The following is a 20,915-nucleotide window of genomic DNA, read 5'->3' on the forward strand; positions in this document are numbered from 1 at the left end:
GCGAGGCCGTTGCGCAAGCTGCGAGCATGATCCAGAGATTTCTTAAGCAACAAAAGGATGCTCCATGTACATGCCCATCCGCTTGGGTTACATTGTTTGCCACTTTTTCCGGGCGTAGCCCATAACGCGTGGTAGTCAAGTCGTTACTAAGGCGTGGCCTTTAACTATCCGATCTGGAGTCAAAATGTCCTCTCGTAAAGAGCTTGCCAATGCTATTCGTGCGCTCAGCATGGACGCAGTACAGAAAGCCAAATCCGGTCATCCGGGTGCCCCGATGGGTATGGCTGACATTGCCGAAGTCCTGTGGCGTGATTTCCTGAACCATAACCCGCAGAACCCGAGCTGGGCTGACCGCGACCGTTTCGTGCTCTCTAACGGTCACGGCTCGATGCTGATTTACAGCCTGCTGCACCTTACCGGCTACGACCTGCCGATCGACGAGCTGAAAAACTTCCGTCAGCTGCACTCTAAAACCCCGGGCCACCCGGAAGTGGGCTACACCGCAGGCGTGGAAACGACCACCGGTCCGCTGGGGCAGGGCATCGCTAACGCCGTGGGCATGGCCATTGCGGAAAAAACGCTGGCGGCGCAGTTCAACCGCCCGGGTCACGAGATTGTTAACCATTACACCTACGCTTTCCTGGGCGACGGCTGCATGATGGAAGGCATCTCCCATGAAGTTTGCTCCCTGGCGGGCACGCTGGGTCTTGGCAAGCTGGTGGCCTTCTACGACGACAACGGCATTTCTATCGACGGTCACATTGAGGGCTGGTTCACCGACGACACCGCTAAGCGTTTCGAAGCTTACGGCTGGCACGTGGTGCGCGGCGTCGATGGCCATGACGCCGACGCTATCAAGCGCGCGATTGAAGAAGCGCGTTCTGTTACCGACAAACCGTCCCTGCTGATGTGCAAAACCATCATCGGTTTCGGTTCCCCGAACAAAGCGGGCACGCACGACTCCCACGGCGCGCCGCTGGGCGACGCGGAAGTAGCGGCAACCCGTGAACAGCTGGGCTGGAAGCACGCGCCGTTTGAGATCCCGTCTGACATTTATGCGCAGTGGGATGCCAAAGAGATGGGCGCTGTGAAAGAAAGCGCCTGGAACGAGAAGTTCGCCGCTTACGCGAAAGCCTTCCCGCAGGAAGCCGCTGAATTTACTCGCCGCATGAAAGCCGAAATGCCGGCAGACTTCGCGGCTAAATCGCAGGAGTTTATTGCGAAATTGCAGGCGAACCCGGCAAAAATCGCCAGCCGTAAGGCTTCCCAGAATACCATTGAAGCGTTCGGCCCGTGGCTGCCGGAATTCCTCGGCGGCTCTGCGGACCTCGCGCCTTCCAACCTGACCTTGTGGTCTGGTTCGAAAGCGATCAACGAAGACGCGGCAGGCAACTACATTCACTACGGCGTGCGTGAATTCGGCATGACCGCTATCGCCAACGGCATCGCGCTGCACGGCGGTTTCCTGCCGTACACCTCCACCTTCCTGATGTTTGTGGAATATGCCCGTAACGCGGTGCGTATGGCGGCGCTGATGAAGCAACGCCAGGTGATGGTCTACACCCACGACTCCATCGGTCTTGGCGAAGACGGCCCGACTCACCAGCCGGTTGAACAGCTGGCGGCGCTGCGCGTAACGCCGAACATGAGCACATGGCGTCCGTGTGACCAGGTGGAATCCGCAGTAGCGTGGAAATACGCTGTAGAGCGTCATGACGGCCCGACCGCGCTGATTTTCTCTCGCCAGAACCTGGCGCAGCAGGAGCGCAGCGAGCAGCAACTGGCAGACATCGCCCGCGGCGCTTACGTGCTGAAAGAGTGTGACGGTCAGCCGCAGCTGATCTTCATCGCTACCGGTTCTGAAGTTGAACTGGCCGTCGCCGCATGGGAAAAACTCACGGCTGAAGGCGTGAAAGCGCGCGTGGTGTCCATGCCGTCTACCGACGCGTTCGACAAGCAGGATGCGGCTTACCGCGAAGCAGTACTGCCGAAAGCGGTTAGCGCGCGCGTCGCTATCGAAGCGGGCATCGCGGACTACTGGTTCAAGTATGTTGGTCTGAACGGCGCGGTTGTCGGCATGACCACCTTCGGCGAATCCGCACCGGCAGAGCAGCTGTTCACCGAGTTCGGTTTCACCGTGGATAACGTGGTAAGCCAGGCGAAAGCGCTGCTGTAATCGCGCTTGCTAAAGCAAAACAAACGGGAGGCCTGGCGCCTCCCGTTTTTTATTATCGCTAGTCGCCGGGGTATTTCTTATGCATCGCTTCGGTAAACGGCGTGAAGTTATACTCTGATATTTCCCAGTCCCGATAGTCCAGTAAGTCGTCCGCCATCCCCTGAACCACTTCCGCTAACTCCAGCGCCTGCAACCAGCCTGAAGGGATTGTCGCTGCGCCATAGATTGCGCCAAGCAGGTTGCCGGCAATGGCGCCTGTGGAATCGGAATCACCGCCGTGATTAACCGCCATCAGTACGCCATGCTCGAAAGAGCGGGCTTTCATTACGCAATAAAGGGCGACAGCCAGCGCCTCTTCCGCTACCCAGCCTTCGCCAAGCTGCGCAATGGCTTCGTGGGGCGAAACTGTCGCCAGCGCCAGGGTTTGCGCATGTTCAAGGGCGTGGAGCGTCTCCTCATGCGCAGGCTCTGTTTTCAGTAAAGCGAGCGCGTTATTCAGCGCCGTGTTGAGCGTTTCTCCGCGCGCAAGATAAAAAACCAGCGCCGCCAGTACGCCGCCGGTCAGCCAGCCGGTAGGATGGCCATGGGTGAGCGCGGCGAGCTTACATCCCATATCAAAAGCCTGTCGGGCGGCGTCGCTTTCGTTAAAGCTTGCATAAAATAACCCTACCGGCGCCACGCGCATTACGCCGCCGCAGCCTTTGCTGTTATTCCGGGCGGGCTCGCCAAAGGCTTTCATCTCGCGCAATGCGCTCAGACAGGTATTGCCCGGCGCACGAGCGCTGAAAAGCGCAGGCTGCTGAATAAGCCAGCCGGAAAGGCAAGCGGTATTAAGAAGGCCGTGACGATTGCGTACGCCCTGAGTCAGCAGCCAGCGCAGGTAAGCGTGAGCGGTTGTACTGGCGAAAGCAGGCGCTATGCCGCGCATCGCGCCGCGTACCCAGCCACGCAGCAGCCCCTCAGCAGTAAAAAGCGTCATTTGCGTATCGTCGGTTATCTTCCCTTTGCCGCCCCAGGCCACTTCGTAATCGAGCACGCCCTGCTCGCCAAAGCGCGCTGTTATCTCCGGCCAGCTTAAAAATTCTACCGGGCCGCCTAACGCATCGCCGACAGCGCCGCCGAGCAGGCAGCCGCGAAAACGCAGGCGCAGCGTGTTTAAGTCGGCAGGTTTTTCAGATACCGAATTATTCGGCATGGCATTTTCCCAGGTTAAAGTTAGCTGCGCTTATTCCAGGAAGATAACACCCGTCGCGTAACCTCCTGGAGAGGGCAGGGAAGTGGTTGCCCGGGAAGGAACAGGCTGCGGTTAACTGGAATTTATTCCAGCAAAAATGTGACGCAGGTCAGAAGTTAAGGCGCTTTCCCTTGCATATCATTCCTTTTATTCCACGTTTCGATTATTCTGGCTGAACCGTTTCAGTCGGATAAATGTTCGACAAACAATCAAACAGATGCAGTTTGTGACAGGCGAGGATTCCCCTCAGAGTATGGCTGCATTACTCTGTCAGCCATCTCAATTCGGGAATGCTTTGCAGGAGACCTATGACCCTACGCATAGCGATTAATGGTTTCGGCCGCATCGGGCGTAACGTGGTTCGCGCGTTATACGAATCCGGGCGCCGGGCTGAAATCACCGTGGTGGCTATCAACGAGCTGGCGGATGCCGCAGGCATGGCTCACTTATTGAAGTATGACACCAGCCATGGCCGCTTCGCCTGGGATGTTCGCCAGGAAGCAGAGCTGATGTGGGTTGGCAATGACACCATTCGCCTGCTGCACCAGCCTGCCATCGAAGCGTTGCCCTGGCGCGAACTCGGCGTCGATATTGTCCTGGATTGTACTGGCGTTTACGGTTCCCGCGCAGATGGCATGGCGCATCTTGAAGCCGGCGCGAAGAAAGTGCTGTTTTCCCATCCCGGCGGCAACGATCTGGACGCGACGGTGGTTTACGGCGTCAACCAGGCGCAGCTTGAAGCTGAACATCGCATCGTCTCTAACGCCTCCTGCACCACAAATTGCATTATTCCTGTGATAAAACTGCTCGACGACGCTTTCGGCATTGAGTCTGGCACCGTCACGACTATCCATTCGGCCATGCACGATCAGCAGGTTATCGACGCCTATCACCCTGACTTGCGCCGCACGCGCGCCGCCAGCCAGTCCATCATCCCCGTGGATACGCGTCTTGCGGCAGGCATCAGTAGAATTTTTCCGAAATTTCATGACCGTTTTGAAGCGATCGCCGTGCGCGTGCCGACAATCAACGTGACGGCGATTGATCTGAGCGTCTCGGTGCTTCAGCCGGTAAAAGCCTGTGATGTCAACCTGTTGCTGCAAAAAGCGGCACAGGGTGCATTTCATGGTATAGTTGACTATACGGAATTACCGTTGGTCTCAACTGATTTTAACCACGATCCGCACAGTGCCATTGTGGACGGCACGCAGACAAGGGTGAGTGGGGCGCACCTCATCAAAACACTGGTGTGGTGTGATAATGAATGGGGCTTTGCTAACCGAATGCTCGACACGACGTTAGCCATGGCAGCTATTGGTTTCAGGTAAGACGCAATTTGCGTCTGCAAAACTTTAGAATCAACGAGAGGATTCACCATGTCTGTAATTAAGATGACCGATCTGGATCTGGCAGGTAAACGCGTACTTATCCGTGCCGATCTGAACGTACCGGTTAAAGAAGGGAAAGTGACTTCTGACGCGCGTATTCGCGCTTCTCTGCCGACCATCGAACTGGCGCTGCAACAGGGCGCGAAAGTCATGGTGACATCTCACCTGGGTCGTCCGACCGAAGGCGAGTACAACGAAGAATTTTCTCTGCTGCCGGTAGTGAACTATCTCAAAGACAAGCTGAATGCCCCGGTGCGCCTGGCTAAAGATTACCTCGACGGCGTTGAAGTCGCTGAAGGCGAACTGGTTGTGCTGGAAAACGTCCGTTTCAATAAGGGCGAGAAGAAAGACGACGAAACGCTGGCGAAAAAATATGCCGCGCTGTGCGACGTGTTCGTTATGGATGCGTTCGGCACCGCGCACCGCGCGCAGGCTTCTACCCACGGCGTTGGCAAATTCGCAGACGTAGCGTGCGCAGGCCCGCTGCTGGCGGAAGAACTGGATGCGCTGGGCAAAGCGCTGAAAGAGCCGGCTCGCCCGATGGTCGCTATCGTTGGCGGCTCAAAAGTTTCCACCAAGCTGACCGTGCTGGACTCCCTGTCTAAAATCGCCGACCAGCTGATTGTAGGCGGCGGTATCGCGAACACCTTCGTTGCCGCTCAGGGCCACAACGTAGGTAAATCCCTGTACGAAGCGGATCTGGTTGAAGAAGCCAAACGCCTGCTGGGCACCTGCGATATTCCGGTTCCGACCGACGTTCGCGTGGCGACCGAGTTCTCTGAAACTGCGCCTGCGACGCTGAAATCCGTTTCTGAAATCAAAGATGATGAGCAGATCCTGGATATGGGCGACGTTTCCGCCGAAAAACTGGCTGAAATCCTGAAAAACGCCAAAACCATTCTGTGGAATGGCCCGGTTGGCGTGTTTGAATTCCCGAACTTCCGCAAAGGCACCGAAATCGTTGCCCGCGCCATTGCTGACAGCGACGCATTCTCCATCGCAGGCGGCGGCGATACGCTGGCGGCGATCGATATGTTCGGCATTGCCGACAAAATCTCCTACATCTCTACCGGCGGCGGCGCATTCCTCGAATTCGTGGAAGGCAAAGTTCTGCCGGCAGTCGCCATGCTCGAAGAGCGCGCTAAGCAGTAACAGTTACGGGCGAGGCTTCCTCGCCCGTTGTTTTCAGCGTGCTTTGACAGTCAGGGCTCGCACTTTTTCTAACGGCCGAAGATACAGGACTACGTAACATGTCTAAAATTTTTGATTTCGTAAAACCGGGCGTCATCACAGGTGACGACGTACAGAAAGTGTTCCAGGTAGCTAAAGAGAACAACTTCGCGCTGCCAGCGGTAAACTGCGTGGGTACTGATTCCATCAACGCCGTTCTGGAAACCGCTGCAAAAGTAAAAGCGCCGGTTATCGTTCAGTTCTCTAACGGCGGCGCAGCATTTATCGCCGGTAAAGGCTTTAAAGGCGAAGGCCAGCAGGCCGCCATTCTGGGCGCCATTTCCGGCGCGCACCATGTTCATCAGATGGCTGAACATTACGGCGTTCCGGTTATCCTGCACACCGACCACTGCGCAAAAAAACTGCTGCCGTGGATCGACGGTCTGCTGGACGCGGGTGAAAAACACTTCGCTGCCACCGGCAAGCCGCTGTTCTCTTCTCACATGATCGATCTGTCTGAAGAGTCTCTGGAAGAGAACATTGAAATCTGCTCCAAATACCTGGAGCGCATGTCCAAAATGGGCATGACCCTGGAAATTGAACTGGGCTGCACCGGCGGCGAAGAAGACGGCGTGGATAACAGCCACATGGACGCTTCCGCTCTGTACACCCAGCCGGAAGATGTTGATTACGCGTACACCAAACTGAACGCTATCAGCCACCGTTTCACCATCGCGGCTTCCTTCGGTAACGTGCACGGCGTTTACAAGCCGGGTAACGTGAAGCTGACCCCGACCATCCTGCGCGATTCTCAGGAATATGTTTCTAAGAAACACAACCTGCCGCACAACAGCCTGAACTTCGTGTTCCACGGCGGTTCCGGTTCTTCCGCTCAGGAAATTAAAGACTCCGTAAGCTACGGCGTCATCAAAATGAACATCGATACCGACACCCAGTGGGCAACCTGGGAAGGTATCCTGAAGTACTACAAAGAGAACGAAGCTTACCTGCAAGGTCAGCTCGGCAACCCGAAAGGGGAAGATCAGCCGAACAAGAAATACTACGACCCGCGCGTATGGCTGCGTGCAGCGCAGGCCAGCATGGTGACGCGTCTGGAGCAGGCATTCAAAGAACTGAACGCGATTGACGTTCTGTAACAAATTGCCGTAATCCGCTATCAGGCCCGCCACTGGCGGGCCTTTCTGTTTGTTAAATCAACCTGCTGCAACGCTGCCTCCCCTCAGCCGCCTGGCGTAATGCCGCCGTTTTGTTTACCCTTAAAACACTTTGCTGCCGTCTTGCAGGCAGTGCATTTTTAACCTGGCCGGGGTCATTACGAGGAGCGCCGAATGGAAGATTTGAATGTGGTAGACAGCATAAACAACGCAGGGGGCTGGCTGGTACGCAACCAGGCACTGCTGCTGAGCTACGCTGTCAACATTGTGGCCGCGATAGCGATTATTATTGTCGGGATGATTGTGGCCCGCGCCATTTCCAACACCATTAACCGGGTGATGGTAGCGCGCCATGTCGATGCCACCGTGGCGGATTTTCTTTCTGCGCTGGTGCGTTACGGCATTATTGCCTTTACGCTGATTGCCGCGCTGGGCCGCGTAGGCGTACAGACCGCATCGGTCATCGCCGTGCTGGGCGCCGCTGGTCTGGCTGTAGGCCTGGCGTTGCAGGGTTCGCTGTCTAACCTTGCTGCGGGCGTGCTGCTGGTGACGTTCCGTCCTTTCCGCGCCGGTGAATATGTCGATCTCGGCGGCATTGCGGGTACCGTGCAGCATGTACAGATTTTCTCCACCACCTTGATTACCGCTGACGGTAAATATGTTGTGGTGCCGAACGGCAAAATCATTGCGGGCAATATCATTAACTATTCCCGTGAGCCGGTTCGACGCAATGAGCTGATCATCGGCGTTTCTTACGATGCGGATGTGGATCGCGTGCGTGAAATCCTTACCGATATTGTGATGTCTGACGAACGTATCCTGAAAGATCGCGAAAGAACGGTGCGTATGAATGAGCTGGGCGCCTCTTCCATTAACTTCGTGATCCGCGCATGGAGCAAAAGCAGCGACTTGCAGGAAGTCTACTGGGATATCCTTGAGCGGGCGAAAAAAGCGCTGGATGCCGAAGGTATCAGCATTCCGTATCCGCAGATGGACGTAAACGTGAAGCAGCTGGCGCAGCCGAAACAGGAGCAGGAGCAGGCGCAGGCAGCGAAGCCGGAGCCGAAACGCCCTGCCATCATCACGGAACCGTCAGCAGAAGATGCAAAGCCCGCCGCGCAGGATAAACCTTCCGGCGCGCAGTAAACCCGAAGCCAGCGTAACGCTGGCTTTTTTGTGCTTTCTGTTATTAGCAACGCTAATAAGTGATTAAAATTTTGCGTTTGGGCTAATAAATAAAGCGCATTACACTTGTTTTCTCTCTGCAAAGTTTCAGGAAAACACAGTGTTAACTTATTATTTTCAAGGGCTTGCTTTAGGCGCGGCAATGATTTTGCCGCTTGGCCCGCAAAATGCGTTTGTGCTCAACCAGGGTATTCGTCGCCAGTATCATTTGATGATTGCTTCACTGTGCGCGCTGAGCGATATCGTATTGATATGCGCAGGCGTGTTTGGCGGCAGCGCCATTCTTATGCAGTCGCCCTGGCTGCTGGCGCTGGTGACGTGGGGCGGCGTTGCCTTTCTGCTCTGGTATGGCTTCGGCGCGCTTAAAACGGCATTCAGCCAGCATATAGAACTGACGAGCGCGCAGGTAATGAAGCAGGGAAGGCTGCGCATTATCGCCACCATGCTCGCCGTTACCTGGCTTAACCCGCATGTTTATCTGGACACGTTCGTGGTGCTCGGCAGCCTTGGCGGGCAACTGGCGGAAATGCCGAAGCGGGCTTTCGCGCTCGGTACCATCAGCGCTTCTGTTCTCTGGTTCTTTGGTCTGGCGCTGCTGGCGGCCTGGCTTGCGCCGCGTCTGCGCACCGCAAAAGCGCAGCGCGTTATTAACAGCGTGGTCGGCGTAGTGATGTGGGTTATCGCCTTCCAGCTTGCCCGCGAGGGTATAGCGCACATAAACGCGCTGCTCTAAACCTTCTCTGATAGACATTTATTTTAAGAACGTTAAGCTTGCAGCCAGAAGCCCGCACCCGCAGGTCGGGCCACTTCAGTGAAACGCAGCACGGAGGAGAAACAGTGAAGTTTAAAGTGATGGCGCTGGCGGCTTTCGTCGCACTCGGCTCAACGACGCTTCAGGCAAATGAATTGCCGAACGGCCCGCATATTGTGACTTCAGGGACGGCGAGCGTGGATGCGGTTCCGGATATCGCGACGCTGGCAATTGAGGTAAACGTCACGGCGAAAGACGCCGCGTCTGCCAAGAAGCAGGCTGACGATCGCGTTGCGCAATACCTCGGTTTTCTGCAACAAAATAATGTAGAGAAAAAAGATATTAACTCGGCGAATTTGCGCACGCAGCCGGAGTATGAATATCTGAAAGATGGCAAAGCCCAGCTTAAAGGGTATCGCGCTATTCGTACCGTGGAAGTCACGCTGCGCCAGCTTGATAAGCTTAACGAACTTCTGGATGGCGCGCTGAAAGCGGGTCTTAATGAAATTCGTTCCGTGTCGCTCGGCGTTGCGCATCCGGAAGAGTATAAAGACAAGGCGCGCAAAGCGGCCATCGACGACGCGGTTCGCCAGGCGCAACAGCTCGCCAGCGGCTTTAAGCGCAGCCTGGGGCCGGTGTACAGCGTGCGTTATCATGTCTCAAACTACCAGCCGAGCCCGATGGTTCGCATGATGAAAGCGGAAGCTGCCGCGCCGGTCAGCGCGCAGGACACCTACGATCAACAAACTATCCAGTTTGACGATCAGGTGGATGTGGTGTTTGAACTGCAAGCGGACCAGAGCCAGTCTGCGCCTGCGTCGCTTAACAGCGCGCCGGGGCAAACTGCCGCGCCAGCCGCGAATGGCGCTTCCAGCCACTAAAGAAAAACCCGCCTTTGGCGGGTTTTTTTATTCCTGACGCAGCACCTTATGCCCATATTCCAGCAGCGCATCGGTGACGTTGCGCATCATGCGGCTTTCCGGCGCAAAGCGGTGCCAGTAGAGCATCCGGCGTTGGCAGAGGCCGGGAGTCAGATCGATAAGCTCGCCGCTTTGCAGCTCTTTCTCAATCTGCAAATGCGGGATCATGCAGCAGGTAGTGCCCTGGCGGGCAAGCTGCACAAAAGCTTCGGAAGAGTTAACGATATGGCACGGCACGCTGCCCGGCGGCAGGTCGAAATTCTGCTGCAAGAAAGCCTGATGCATATCGTCAAGGTGGTCGAAGGCGACGGCGGGCGCTTTCAGCAAGGCAGAGCGGGTGACGCCGTTGGGAAAGTAGCGTTCGGCAAACGCTTTTGAGGCGACAAACAGGTAGTCAAGCGCCCCCAGCTTATCCACAAGGCAGCTTGGCAGCGCTTGCGGCTGAATACTTACCGCGCCCACCACTTCGCCGCGGCGCAGGCGCTCCTGCGTGCGGGTTTCATCTTCTACTTGCAGGTTAAGGCGAATAGGGGAGTCGACCAGCACCGGCGCCAGTGCGGGCAGCAGCCATGTCGCCAGACTGTCGGCGTTGACCGCAAGCGAAAGCAGCAGCGGCGTTGTGCCCGTCTGTTCATCGCCAAGCCATTCATCTTCCAGCAACTCTACCTGGCGCAATAGCGCGAGCAGTTTCTGGCCTTGTTCGGTCGGACGCGGCGGCACGGTGCGAACCAGCAAAGGCTGGCCGAACATATTTTCCAGTTGCTTAATACGCTGCGACACGGCGGACTGGGTGATACACAGCTTTTGCGCGGCGCGCTCAAACCCACGTTCGCGAATGACCGCATCCAGCGCCTGTAGCGTTCTGTAGTCCGGGCGTTTCATCTTTTTAGCGTACTCCTGAATCGTAATGTTTCGCACTATGACATAAATTTTTGCCAGGCACAGGCAGAAACCGCAATGATCGGAGGAGTATCTCCGGCGAAAGCGGTCTTTTTCAGCGCGCCTGTTCTATAATGCGCCACAGTTTTCACACACAGGCAAAAGATCATGACGCAGGATGAACTGAAAAAAGCAGTGGGCTGGGCCGCGCTTCAGTATGTGCAGCCGGGAACGATTGTCGGGGTAGGCACCGGCTCCACGGCGGCGCATTTTATTGACGCGCTCGGCACCATCAAAAACCAGATTGATGGCGCGGTATCAAGCTCGGATGCCTCCACCGCGAAGCTGAAAAGCCTCGGCATTCCCGTTTACGATCTCAACGACGTGGATTCGCTTGGCATTTACGTCGACGGCGCGGATGAGATCAACGGCCAGATGCAGATGATCAAAGGCGGCGGCGCAGCGCTGACGCGTGAGAAGATCATCGCTTCGGTAGCAGAGAAGTTTATCTGCATCGCTGACGCCTCGAAGCAGGTGGATATCCTCGGCAACTTCCCGCTGCCGGTTGAGGTCATCCCGATGGCCCGCAGCAGCGTCGCGCGTCAACTGGTGAAGCTGGGCGGGCGCCCGGAATATCGTCAGGGCGTGGTGACCGACAACGGCAACGTGATTCTTGATGTTCACGGTCTTTCCATCATGGAGCCGATCGCCATGGAAAATGCGATTAACGCTATTCCTGGCGTGGTGACGGTAGGGTTGTTCGCTAATCGCGGCGCAGACGTTGCGCTGATTGGCACCGCGGAAGGCGTTAAGACCATTGTGAAATGATCTGACCGGGGCGCTTGCGCGCCCCGTCAGTGTAAAAAAATCTTAACCGCGAAATTTGGTGACATATGTCACATTTGTCGCCTCTGCTTTTCTGTTTCTGCCGTCATATTTCCGCCACACAAGATTTTCTTCTGCCTTTACGCGCTGCGTGACTTTTCTTCAGGCGGCTGACGCAAACGTTCATATTGCCGGACCCGCAAATTTTGATATGTTGGCAGAAGGCTGACTTATTGCTCAGTACACTATCTGATAAGACAAGACAGGGTCGGGAAATGGCAAAAGTATCACTGGAGAAAGACAAAATTAAATTCTTGCTGGTGGAAGGCGTTCACCAGAAAGCCATCGATAGCCTGCGCGCGGCAGGTTACACCAATATCGAATACCATAAAGGCGCGCTGGACAGCGACGCGCTGAAAGAATCGATCCGTGACGCTCACTTTATTGGCCTGCGATCCCGTACCCATCTGACCGAAGAGATTTTCGCCGCAGCGGAAAAGCTGGTGGCGGTAGGCTGTTTTTGCATCGGCACCAATCAGGTTGACCTGAATGCGGCGGCGAAACGCGGCGTGCCGGTCTTTAACGCGCCTTTCTCCAACACCCGTTCCGTGGCTGAGCTGGTTATTGGCGAGCTGCTGCTGCTGATGCGCGGTATTCCTGAAGCGAATGCTAAAGCGCATCGCGGTATCTGGAACAAACAGGCGGCAGGCTCTTATGAAGCGCGCGGCAAAAAGCTGGGTATTATCGGCTACGGCCATATCGGCACCCAGCTTGGCATCCTTGCGGAATCGCTCGGCATGCATGTGTTCTTTTATGATATCGAAAGCAAGCTGCCGCTTGGCAATGCCACACAGGTGCAGCATCTTTCCGACCTGCTCAATATGAGCGACGTGGTAAGCCTGCACGTGCCGGAAAATGCCTCGACGAAAGATATGATTGGCGCAGAGCAACTGGCGCTGATGAAGCCCGGCGCGCTGCTGATTAACGCCGCACGCGGCACCGTGGTGGATATTCCGGCGCTGTGCGACGCGCTTTCGCGTAAGCATCTCGCGGGCGCGGCTATCGACGTATTCCCGACGGAGCCGGCAACAAACAGCGATCCGTTCAACTCTCCGCTGTGCGAATTCGACAACGTTATCCTGACGCCGCACATCGGCGGCTCCACGCAGGAAGCGCAGGAAAATATCGGCCTTGAGGTGGCGGGCAAGCTTGTGAAATATTCCGACAACGGTTCGACGCTCTCTGCCGTGAATTTCCCGGAAGTTTCGCTGCCGCTGCACGGCGGCACCGTGAGCCGGTTGCTGCATATTCATGAAAACCGTCCGGGCGTGCTGACCGCCATCAACCAGATCTTCGCCGAGCAGGGCATTAACATCGCCGCGCAATATCTGCAAACCACGCCGCAAATGGGCTATGTGGTGATTGATATCGATGCCGAGGAAGAGGTCGCGAACAAAGCGCTACAGAGCATGAAAGCGATTCCGGGCACTATCCGCGCTCGCCTGCTTTACTGATTGCCTGTTACGAAAAAAGCCCGCTTCGGCGGGCTTTTTTGTGGGCGCTTACCATGTCCAGAGCGTTGACGGCGTAACAACCGCAGGCAGCGGGATATCCCATTTCTCTGCGGGAAGGGCGGCTACCTGCTGGCAATCGTGGGCGTAACCGACAGGGGAAAGCGCATGTTCGCGCCAGTTTTGCAGCGTGCGGTCATAAAAGCCGCCGCCCATGCCAAGGCGCTGCCCCTGGGCGTCAAACGCCACCAGCGGCGTGACCAGCACATCCAGTTCGCTCAGGGGCAAAACGTGGCGCACATCAAGCGGCGGCTCATAAATTTTCAGACGATTCAGCAGTAATTCACTGTGCGGAAAGTAGCGTAGAAAAAGCAAATTGCCAGGGCTAAAAGGGTGAAGCACAGGCAGATAAACCTGTTTGCCGGCGCGCCAGAGCCCTTCGATAAGCGGGCGGGTATCCAGCTCGCCATCGAATGAAAGAAAGGCCGCCACGGTTTTTGCTTCCACCACTGGCGCATAAGCCAGCATGCGCGCGGCGGCACGCTCGGCGAATTGTCGCTGCGCTTGCGGCGTGATAGCACGACGTAACTGGCGTATTTCTTTACGGATTTGCTGTCTGAGTTCAGGAATAACAGGGCGTTGCGTCATGGTAGTAAAAGAGGGGGAATCTCCGAGATGCCGCCGTAGGCTGTAACCCTTGAACCCGCGGTTCAAGGTGAATGCGTCGTCACGGTTTTCAGGCTTCTCGGACGAACCGAGCATGCTCACCAACCGTGGAGCGTCACATTCTGTTTTTTTGAAATATCGGCTCAGGGGACTGGCCCACTTGCGAACATCTCAGAGAAATTTTTTCCTTCACGGTCACTCTACCATAGTAGACCCTGAAGCATTATTCAAACTTTGGTCCCGTTCTCTCACTTATGCGACCTTGCTCAAGCAATGCTTGCTCGATGGTCTGCTGGAGCATCCGAATACGCTGTTCCATGCTGGCCGCGTAATCACGGGTTTTGGTCTTTTCCTGAGCCAGCTCATAACAGACGTTCAACGCCGCGATGAAAACCAGTTGCTCAGTATTGGTGACTCTAGTGCGAACTTTCAGATCTTGCAACCGTTGATTCAGATCTTCCGCCGCCTGGTTTAGTGCATCCCGCTGCTCTGGCGGACAGTTCACCCGCAGTGAACGACCAAAAATTTGGATATCGACTGGTTGTGCAGACATTCCACCTTCCTGCTGTTGATTCACCTGCCGTTCGCGCCTTCCGGGGCGGCGAAGGGGCGACACTATAGCTACCCTGATAAGGAGATACAAGCCCTTTTCTGGTATCACCAGGGCCCAGAGTGGTAGCATACCATGAATATCCCCTCAACGACGATGAATGCGCATGTCTATACAGAACCAAATGCCTCGCTACGGCGAGCTCGGCCAGTTGCTTAACCAACAAGGCGTGGGGCTGACCCCTGCGGAAATGCACGGTCTGATCAGCGGAATGCTGTGTGGCGGCAACAAGGACGCCAGCTGGCAACCGCTGCTGCATGACCTCACCAACGAGGGGCTGGCGTTTGGTCAGCAGCTGGCGCAGGCATTGCGCGAGCTGCACGCCGCCACCAGCGACAACCTTGAAGACGACGGTTTTCTGTTCCAGCTTTATCTGCCGGAAGGCGACGACGTGAGCGTATTCGACCGCGCCGATGCGCTGGCGGGCTGGGTTAACCATTTCCTGCTGGGGCTTGGCGTCACGCAGCCTAAGCTTGATAAGGTTACCGGCGAAACGGGCGAAGCCATCGACGATCTGCGCAACATTGCGCAACTGGGCTACGACGAGGACGAAGACCAGGAAGAGCTGGAGATGTCGCTGGAGGAGATTGTTGAATACGTGCGCGTAGCGGCGCTGTTGTGCCATGACACTTTTACGCGCAATGCGCCGACCGCGCCGGAAATTCGTAAGCCCACGCTACACTAAAATAAAAACGCAGCAGGAGGTGCAATGACACAGGTAGAGTTTCTCCGCCGTCGCCAGGCGTTGCTGGCGAAGATGGCGCCCGCCAGCGCCGCGCTGATTTTCGCCGCGCCCGAGGCCACGCGCAGCGCCGACAGTGAATATCCGTATCGACAGAACAGCGACTTCTGGTATTTCACCGGCTTTAACGAGCCGGAAGCGGTGCTGGTGCTAATCAAAAGCGACGATACGCATAATCACAGCGTGCTGTTTAACCGCGTGCGCGACAAAACCGCTGAAATCTGGTTTGGCCGCCGCCTGGGGCAGGAGGCCGCGCCGGAAAAACTGGCTGTTGACCGCGCGCTCGCCTTTGATGAAATCGATGAGCAACTCTACCAGCTGCTGAATGGCCTGGACGTGGTCTACCACGCCCAGGGCCAGTATCCTTACGCCGACAACATCGTTTTTAGCGCGCTGGACAAGCTGCGCCGCGGCTCGCGCCAGAACCTGGCGGCCCCTGCTACGCTCACCGACTGGCGTCCGTGGGTGCATGAAATGCGCCTGTTCAAATCGGCAGAAGAGATCGACGTGCTGCGCCGTGCGGGCGAAATCAGCGCGCTTGCCCACACGCGGGCAATGCAGGTTTGCCGCCCGGGGATGTTTGAATATCAGCTGGAAGGGGAGATCCTGCACGAATTTAACCGCCACGGCGCGCGTTTTCCCTCCTACAACACCATCGTCGGCGGCGGAGAAAACGGCTGTATTTTGCATTACACCGAAAACGAGAGCGAACTGCGCGACGGCGATCTGGTGCTTATCGATGCGGGCTGCGAATACCGGGGCTACGCGGGCGATATTACCCGCACCTTCCCGGTGAACGGTAAGTTCACGCCGGCCCAGCGCGCGATTTACGACATCGTGCTGGCATCGCTTGAAACCTCCCTGCGTTTGTTCCGCCCGGGAACCTCCATTCAGGAAGTGACTGACGAAGTGGTGCGCATTATGGTCAGCGGGCTGGTTAAGCTCGACATTCTCAAAGGCGATGTCGAGCAACTGATTGCCGATAACGCCCACCGCGCTTTTTTCATGCATGGGCTGAGCCACTGGCTGGGGCTGGATGTGCACGATGTGGGCTTTTATGGCCCCGACCGTTCGCGCACGCTGGAGCCTGGCATGGTGTTGACCGTTGAGCCGGGGCTGTATATCGCGCCGGATGCGGACGTGCCGCCGGAATACCGCGGCATCGGCATCCGTATCGAAGATGACATTCTCATCACCGAAACCGGCAACGAGAACCTCACAAGCAGCGTGGTGAAATCCGCAGACGATATCGAAGCGCTGATGGCGGCGGCGCGTCAGGCATGAGCGTCATTATCATCGGCGGCGGCATGACCGGCGCGACGCTGGCGCTGGCGATTTCTCACTTCACGCGCGGCGCGCTGCCGGTGCATCTGGTTGAGGCCAGCGCGCCGGAGTCAGCCGCCCATCCGGGGTTCGACGCGCGGGCTATCGCGCTTGCCCACGGCACTTGTCAGCAGCTGGCGCGGTTCGGCGTCTGGCAGGCGATTGCGGATAAAGCCACGCCTATCAAAACCGTGCATGTCAGCGACCGCGGCCATGCGGGCTTCGTCACGCTGGAGGCGAAAGAGTATGACATCGCCGCGCTGGGCCAGGTGGTAGAACTGCACGATGTCGGACAGCGGCTTTTTAGCATGTTGCGCAAGGCGCCTGGCGTTCAGGTGCATTGCCCCGAGCGAGTCGCAAGCTTCACGCGCAGCGAAGAGGGCGTAAGCGTGACGCTTGAGAGCGGCGCCACGCTTTCCGGCAGCCTGCTGGTGGCGGCGGACGGTACGCGTTCGGCGCTGGGAGCGCAGTGCGGCATCACCTGGCGGCACGAGCCTTACCACCAGCTGGCGGTTATCGCGAACGTAACCACTTCACAGCCGCATAACGGGCGCGCCTTTGAGCGCTTCACTGAGTATGGCCCGCTTGCGTTGCTGCCGATGTCGGGCGGCCGCAGTTCGCTGGTGTGGTGTCATCAGTTGGAAAAAGAAGCGGAGATCATGGCCTGGGATGAAACCCGCTTTTGCCATGAGCTGCAAAAAGCGTTTGGCTGGCGGCTGGGGCGCATTACCCATGCCGGCGGGCGAAGCGCTTATCCGCTGGCGCTTACGCGCTCTTCGCAGGCTATTTCGCATCGCGCCGTGCTGGTGGGCAACGCCGCCCAGACGCTGCATCCCATCGCCGGGCAGGGGTTCAACCTCGGGTTGCGTGATGTGATGACCCTGGCGGAAACGCTGGCCGAGGCGCATAGCGCGAAGCAGGATACCGGGAGCTACCCGGTGCTGGCGGCTTACCAGCGCCGACGCCGCCAGGACCGAGCCGCCACCATCGGCGTGACCGACGGGCTGGTGCATGTTTTTGCCAACCGCTGGGCGCCGCTGGTCGTAGGGCGCAACCTGGGATTAATGGCGATGGAACTATTTACCCCGGCGCGTGACGCGCTGGCGCAACGCACCCTTGGCTGGGTTGCGCGTTAAAGGAGAAGAATGTGCAAAGCGTAGATGTGGCGATTGTAGGCGGCGGCATGGTGGGGCTGGCGGTAGCCTGCGGACTGGAAGGCTGCGGCCTGCGCGTGGCGGTGCTGGAGCACCAGCCGCCGCAACCGGTAGCCGCCGATGCGCCGCCTTCGCTGCGCGTATCCGCTATTAACGCCGCCAGCGAAAAATTGCTGGAAAAGCTCGGCGTCTGGCGCGATATCGTGCAGCAGCGGGCCTGCGCTTACCACGGTATGGAAGTGTGGGAAAAAGACAGCTTCGGGCGCATCGACTTTGACGACAAGCATTTTGGCTACAGTCATCTTGGTCATATCATCGAAAACAACGTTATTCACCAGGCGTTGTGGAATAAGGCGCAGCAGGGCAAAGACATTACGTTGCTGGCGCCTGCCGAATTACAGCAGGTGGCATGGGGCGAGAACGAAGCCTTTTTGACGCTGAAAGATGGCAACATGCTGACCGCAAGGCTGGTTGTGGGCGCCGACGGCGCTAACTCGTGGCTGCGCGATAAAGCGGATATCCCGCTGACGTTCTGGGATTATGAACACTCGGCGCTGGTGGCGACTATCCGCAGCGAAGAGCCGCACGGCGCGGTGGCGCGGCAAGTTTTTCACGGTGACGGCATCCTCGCGTTTTTGCCGCTTAACGATCCGCACCTTTGCTCTATCGTCTGGTCGTTGCCGCCGCTGGAAGCGCAACGTATGCAGCATCTCCGTGAAGAGGAGTTTAACCAGGCGCTTTGCGTGGCGTTTGATAACCGTCTGGGGCTAACCAAAGTGGAAGGCGAGCGGCAGGTATTTCCGCTTACCGGACGCTATGCGCGTCAGTTCGCCGCGCACCGGCTGGCATTGGTAGGCGACGCTGCGCATACCATTCATCCGCTTGCCGGACAGGGCGTCAACCTGGGTTTTATGGATGCCGCCGAGCTGATAGCCGAGCTGCGCCGCCTGTATGCGCAGGGCAAAGATATCGGCCAGCACCTTTACCTTCGCCGCTATGAGCGCAGCCGCAAGCACAGCGCGGCGGTGATGCTTGCCAGCATGCAGGGCTTTCGCGAACTGTTTGCCGGCAACAACCCGGCGAAAAAGCTGCTGCGCGATTTCGGACTCAAACTTGCCGATACGCTGCCCGGCGTTAAGCCGCAACTGCTTCGTCAGGCGATGGGGCTTCACGACCTGCCCGACTGGTTACGTTAACTGCGTCACACTTCTCTTTTCGCCAGCCGGAAAGAGAAGTGTTCACTCATTTGAAATATTCTAATTTCACCACCTTTTTCAGATTACTTTTTCTCATCCCTCTGTTTTTCTCTTCAGGAAATTCTTGCCGGAATTTGGTTGTTATTACTTATTGATGCCTTATCTGCCAGAGCTTAATACTGATTAAATACTCATTGTTGCCATTAAGCAGTCAGAAATAGCGCGGCGCATTTTCCCTGTTCTGGCCATAAGCTAATGTGATGGCTTAACTCACCTTATGGTTTACACGCCATTTCAGTGATAACGTCAGGCAAAAGGTAACGTTTGCGTCGATGCCGGGATCGGTGTCGATGACAGATGGCGGGCGCGGCAGTCAGAGGCCCAACACCATCACCGACCCGGCAGAAAAACGAGGAAAAGATGGCCCAACAGACCCCTTTGTATGAGCAGCATGTTCACTGTGGCGCACGTATGGTGGATTTTCACGGCTGGATGATGCCGCTGCATTATGGTTCGCAGATTGATGAGCATCACGCGGTGCGTAACGACGCAGGCATGTTCGACGTCTCGCATATGACCATTGTCGACCTGCGCGGCGAGCGCACCCGGGAATTTCTCCGCCACCTGCTGGCAAACGACGTTGCAAAGCTCACCCAACCCGGCAAAGCGCTTTATACCGCCATGCTTACCGCCTCCGCAGGCGTCATCGACGACCTGATTGTCTATTTCCTTTCTGAAGATTATTTCCGCCTCGTGGTGAACTCCGCTACCCGCGAGAAAGATCTCGCATGGATTAATGAACACGCGGAGCCGTTTGCCGTTTCCGTTACCGTGCGCGACGATTTATCGCTTATCGCGGTGCAGGGGCCGAACGCCCAGGCGAAAGCCGCCACGCTTTTCAACGACGAACAGCGTGAAGCCGTCGCGGGCATGAAACCGTTTTTCGGCGTGCAGGCAGGCGAGTTGTTCATCGCCACGACGGGCTACACCGGCGAGGCAGGCTATGAAATCGCCATGCCGAACGAGAAAGCGGCAGGTTTCTGGGCGCAACTGGTAGAAGCGGGCGTTAAGCCCTGCGGCCTGGGCGCGCGCGATACGCTGCGCCTTGAAGCGGGGATGAATTTATACGGCCAGGAGATGGACGAAGGCGTTTCACCGCTTGCCGCCAATATGGGCTGGACTGTCGCCTGGCAGCCGCAGGAGCGCGATTTTATCGGCCGCGAAGCGCTCGAGGCGCAGCGCGAAGAGGGCACTGAGCAGCTGGTCGGCCTGATCATGACCGAGAAAGGCGTATTGCGCGGCGGGCAGCCGGTTCGCTTTACCGATGAACTGGGCCGCATATGCGAAGGCGTGATCACCAGCGGCTCTTTCTCCCCTACGCTTGGTTATAGCATCGCGCTGGCGCGCGTGCCTGCCGGTATCGGCGATACCGCCATTGTGCAGATCCGCAACCGCGAAATGCCGGTAAAAGTGACCAAACCAATTTTTGTTCGCGCCGGTAAACCGGTCGCCCACTAAGTTTTGCTATCTGGAGAATAAGCATGAGCAATGTGCCGAATGAACTGAAGTACAGCAAAGAACACGAATGGCTGCGTAAGGAAGCGGACGGCACTTACACCGTCGGCATTACCGAGCACGCGCAAGAGCTGCTGGGCGACATGGTTTTCGTTGACCTGCCGGAAGTCGGCGCGACCGTGGCGGCAGGCGATGACTGCGCCGTGGCGGAATCAGTAAAAGCGGCTTCCGATATTTACGCTCCGGTCAGCGGCGAAATCGTCGCCGTGAACGACGCGCTGAGCGACTCCCCGGAGCTGGTTAACAGCGCGCCTTACGGCGAAGGCTGGATCTTTAAGATCAAAGCCAGCGACGAAGGCGAAGTGGCGGCGCTGCTTGATGCGGCGGCCTATGAAGCGCTCTTAGAAGACGAGTAATCCTGCCGGAGAAGGGATAAGCGCCGGCTTTCCCTTCTTCGCAGAGCAAAACCACACCCATCGCATTAATTTGCTTCAC

Annotated in this window: 19 protein-coding genes and 1 other RNA gene; 15 read left to right on the forward strand and 5 right to left on the reverse strand. The window is 57.1% G+C overall.

Features of this window, described 5'->3' with window-relative positions; all coding sequences use genetic code 11:
- Positions 1 to 184: 184 nt before the first annotated feature.
- Positions 185 to 2,176: a transketolase gene (gene tkt / locus DW56_RS06875; RefSeq protein WP_024551325.1), complete on the forward strand. Its 1,992-nt coding sequence runs from the start codon at positions 185 to 187 to the stop codon at positions 2,174 to 2,176.
- Between the two features lie 58 nt (positions 2,177 to 2,234).
- On the opposite strand, the gene DW56_RS06880 is transcribed toward tkt, so the two are convergent.
- Positions 2,235 to 3,371, reverse strand: coding sequence for an ADP-ribosylglycohydrolase family protein (locus DW56_RS06880; RefSeq protein WP_029697289.1), 1,137 nt, complete (start codon positions 3,369 to 3,371; stop codon positions 2,235 to 2,237).
- Positions 3,372 to 3,718: 347 nt separating this feature from the next.
- Here DW56_RS06880 and epd point away from each other — a divergent pair, with 347 nt between their 5' ends.
- From epd to DW56_RS06910, 6 genes are all read left to right on the forward strand, one after another.
- Positions 3,719 to 4,738, forward strand: coding sequence for an erythrose-4-phosphate dehydrogenase (epd, locus tag DW56_RS06885; RefSeq protein ID WP_024551323.1), 1,020 nt, complete (start codon positions 3,719 to 3,721; stop codon positions 4,736 to 4,738).
- A 48-nt stretch (positions 4,739 to 4,786) separates the two neighbouring features.
- Entirely contained in the window at positions 4,787 to 5,950 is a 1,164-nt protein-coding gene (gene pgk / locus DW56_RS06890; RefSeq protein WP_024551322.1) for a phosphoglycerate kinase, read from the forward strand.
- Positions 5,951 to 6,048: 98 nt separating this feature from the next.
- Entirely contained in the window at positions 6,049 to 7,125 is a 1,077-nt protein-coding gene (gene fbaA / locus DW56_RS06895) for a class II fructose-bisphosphate aldolase (RefSeq protein WP_024551321.1), read from the forward strand.
- Between the two features lie 192 nt (positions 7,126 to 7,317).
- Positions 7,318 to 8,289, forward strand: a complete 972-nt coding sequence (gene mscS, locus DW56_RS06900) for a small-conductance mechanosensitive channel MscS (protein WP_024551320.1) — start codon at positions 7,318 to 7,320, stop codon at positions 8,287 to 8,289.
- 139 nt (positions 8,290 to 8,428) lie between these two features.
- Complete coding sequence (argO, locus tag DW56_RS06905; protein WP_024551319.1) at positions 8,429 to 9,061, forward strand: arginine exporter ArgO; 633 nt, start codon at positions 8,429 to 8,431, stop codon at positions 9,059 to 9,061.
- 104 nt (positions 9,062 to 9,165) lie between these two features.
- Complete coding sequence (locus tag DW56_RS06910; protein ID WP_024551318.1) at positions 9,166 to 9,960, forward strand: oxidative stress defense protein; 795 nt, start codon at positions 9,166 to 9,168, stop codon at positions 9,958 to 9,960.
- Positions 9,961 to 9,987: 27 nt separating this feature from the next.
- Here DW56_RS06910 and argP read toward each other — a convergent pair whose 3' ends face one another.
- Complete coding sequence (argP, locus tag DW56_RS06915; protein ID WP_024551317.1) at positions 9,988 to 10,881, reverse strand: DNA-binding transcriptional regulator ArgP; 894 nt, start codon at positions 10,879 to 10,881, stop codon at positions 9,988 to 9,990.
- A 165-nt stretch (positions 10,882 to 11,046) separates the two neighbouring features.
- Between argP and rpiA the strand changes: the two genes are divergently transcribed.
- Positions 11,047 to 11,706, forward strand: a complete 660-nt coding sequence (gene rpiA / locus DW56_RS06920; RefSeq protein ID WP_024551316.1) for a ribose-5-phosphate isomerase RpiA — start codon at positions 11,047 to 11,049, stop codon at positions 11,704 to 11,706.
- A gap of 272 nt (positions 11,707 to 11,978) precedes the next feature.
- Positions 11,979 to 13,217 carry a phosphoglycerate dehydrogenase gene (serA, locus tag DW56_RS06925; RefSeq protein WP_024551315.1) on the forward strand — a complete coding sequence of 413 codons (1,239 nt, stop codon included), beginning with the start codon at positions 11,979 to 11,981 and terminating at the stop codon, positions 13,215 to 13,217.
- A 48-nt stretch (positions 13,218 to 13,265) separates the two neighbouring features.
- Here serA and DW56_RS06930 read toward each other — a convergent pair whose 3' ends face one another.
- The 3 genes from DW56_RS06930 to zapA all read right to left on the reverse strand — a co-directional run bounded on the left by DW56_RS06930 (position 13,266) and on the right by zapA (position 14,433).
- Positions 13,266 to 13,862 (reverse strand): 5-formyltetrahydrofolate cyclo-ligase, encoded by a 597-nt coding sequence (locus DW56_RS06930; protein WP_024551314.1) that lies wholly within the window; start codon positions 13,860 to 13,862, stop codon positions 13,266 to 13,268.
- Positions 13,863 to 13,877: 15 nt separating this feature from the next.
- Positions 13,878 to 14,061, reverse strand: a non-coding RNA gene (gene ssrS, locus DW56_RS21455) — 6S RNA.
- A gap of 42 nt (positions 14,062 to 14,103) precedes the next feature.
- Positions 14,104 to 14,433: a cell division protein ZapA gene (gene zapA / locus DW56_RS06935; protein WP_024551313.1), complete on the reverse strand. Its 330-nt coding sequence runs from the start codon at positions 14,431 to 14,433 to the stop codon at positions 14,104 to 14,106.
- 163 nt (positions 14,434 to 14,596) lie between these two features.
- Here zapA and DW56_RS06940 point away from each other — a divergent pair, with 163 nt between their 5' ends.
- From DW56_RS06940 to gcvH, 6 genes are all read left to right on the forward strand, one after another.
- Positions 14,597 to 15,175 carry a YecA/YgfB family protein gene (locus tag DW56_RS06940; protein WP_024551312.1) on the forward strand — a complete coding sequence of 193 codons (579 nt, stop codon included), beginning with the start codon at positions 14,597 to 14,599 and terminating at the stop codon, positions 15,173 to 15,175.
- A gap of 24 nt (positions 15,176 to 15,199) precedes the next feature.
- Positions 15,200 to 16,516 carry a Xaa-Pro aminopeptidase gene (gene pepP, locus DW56_RS06945; RefSeq protein WP_024551311.1) on the forward strand — a complete coding sequence of 439 codons (1,317 nt, stop codon included), beginning with the start codon at positions 15,200 to 15,202 and terminating at the stop codon, positions 16,514 to 16,516.
- Positions 16,513 to 17,691 (forward strand): 2-octaprenyl-6-methoxyphenyl hydroxylase, encoded by a 1,179-nt coding sequence (ubiH, locus tag DW56_RS06950; protein WP_024562019.1) that lies wholly within the window; start codon positions 16,513 to 16,515, stop codon positions 17,689 to 17,691. The genes pepP and ubiH overlap by 4 nt, the downstream gene beginning before the upstream one ends.
- 11 nt (positions 17,692 to 17,702) lie before the next feature.
- The gene (ubiI, locus tag DW56_RS06955; protein ID WP_024553416.1) at positions 17,703 to 18,905 is read left to right on the forward strand and encodes an FAD-dependent 2-octaprenylphenol hydroxylase; all 1,203 of its coding nucleotides are present in this window, start codon (positions 17,703 to 17,705) and stop codon (positions 18,903 to 18,905) included.
- 420 nt (positions 18,906 to 19,325) lie between these two features.
- Positions 19,326 to 20,423, forward strand: a complete 1,098-nt coding sequence (gcvT, locus tag DW56_RS06960) for a glycine cleavage system aminomethyltransferase GcvT (protein ID WP_024553417.1) — start codon at positions 19,326 to 19,328, stop codon at positions 20,421 to 20,423.
- Between the two features lie 23 nt (positions 20,424 to 20,446).
- Positions 20,447 to 20,836 (forward strand): glycine cleavage system protein GcvH, encoded by a 390-nt coding sequence (gene gcvH, locus DW56_RS06965; RefSeq protein WP_024553418.1) that lies wholly within the window; start codon positions 20,447 to 20,449, stop codon positions 20,834 to 20,836.
- Positions 20,837 to 20,915: the final 79 nt, after the last annotated feature.

The organism is Franconibacter helveticus LMG 23732 (assembly GCF_000463115.2).
GTDB lineage: Bacteria > Pseudomonadota > Gammaproteobacteria > Enterobacterales > Enterobacteriaceae > Franconibacter > Franconibacter helveticus.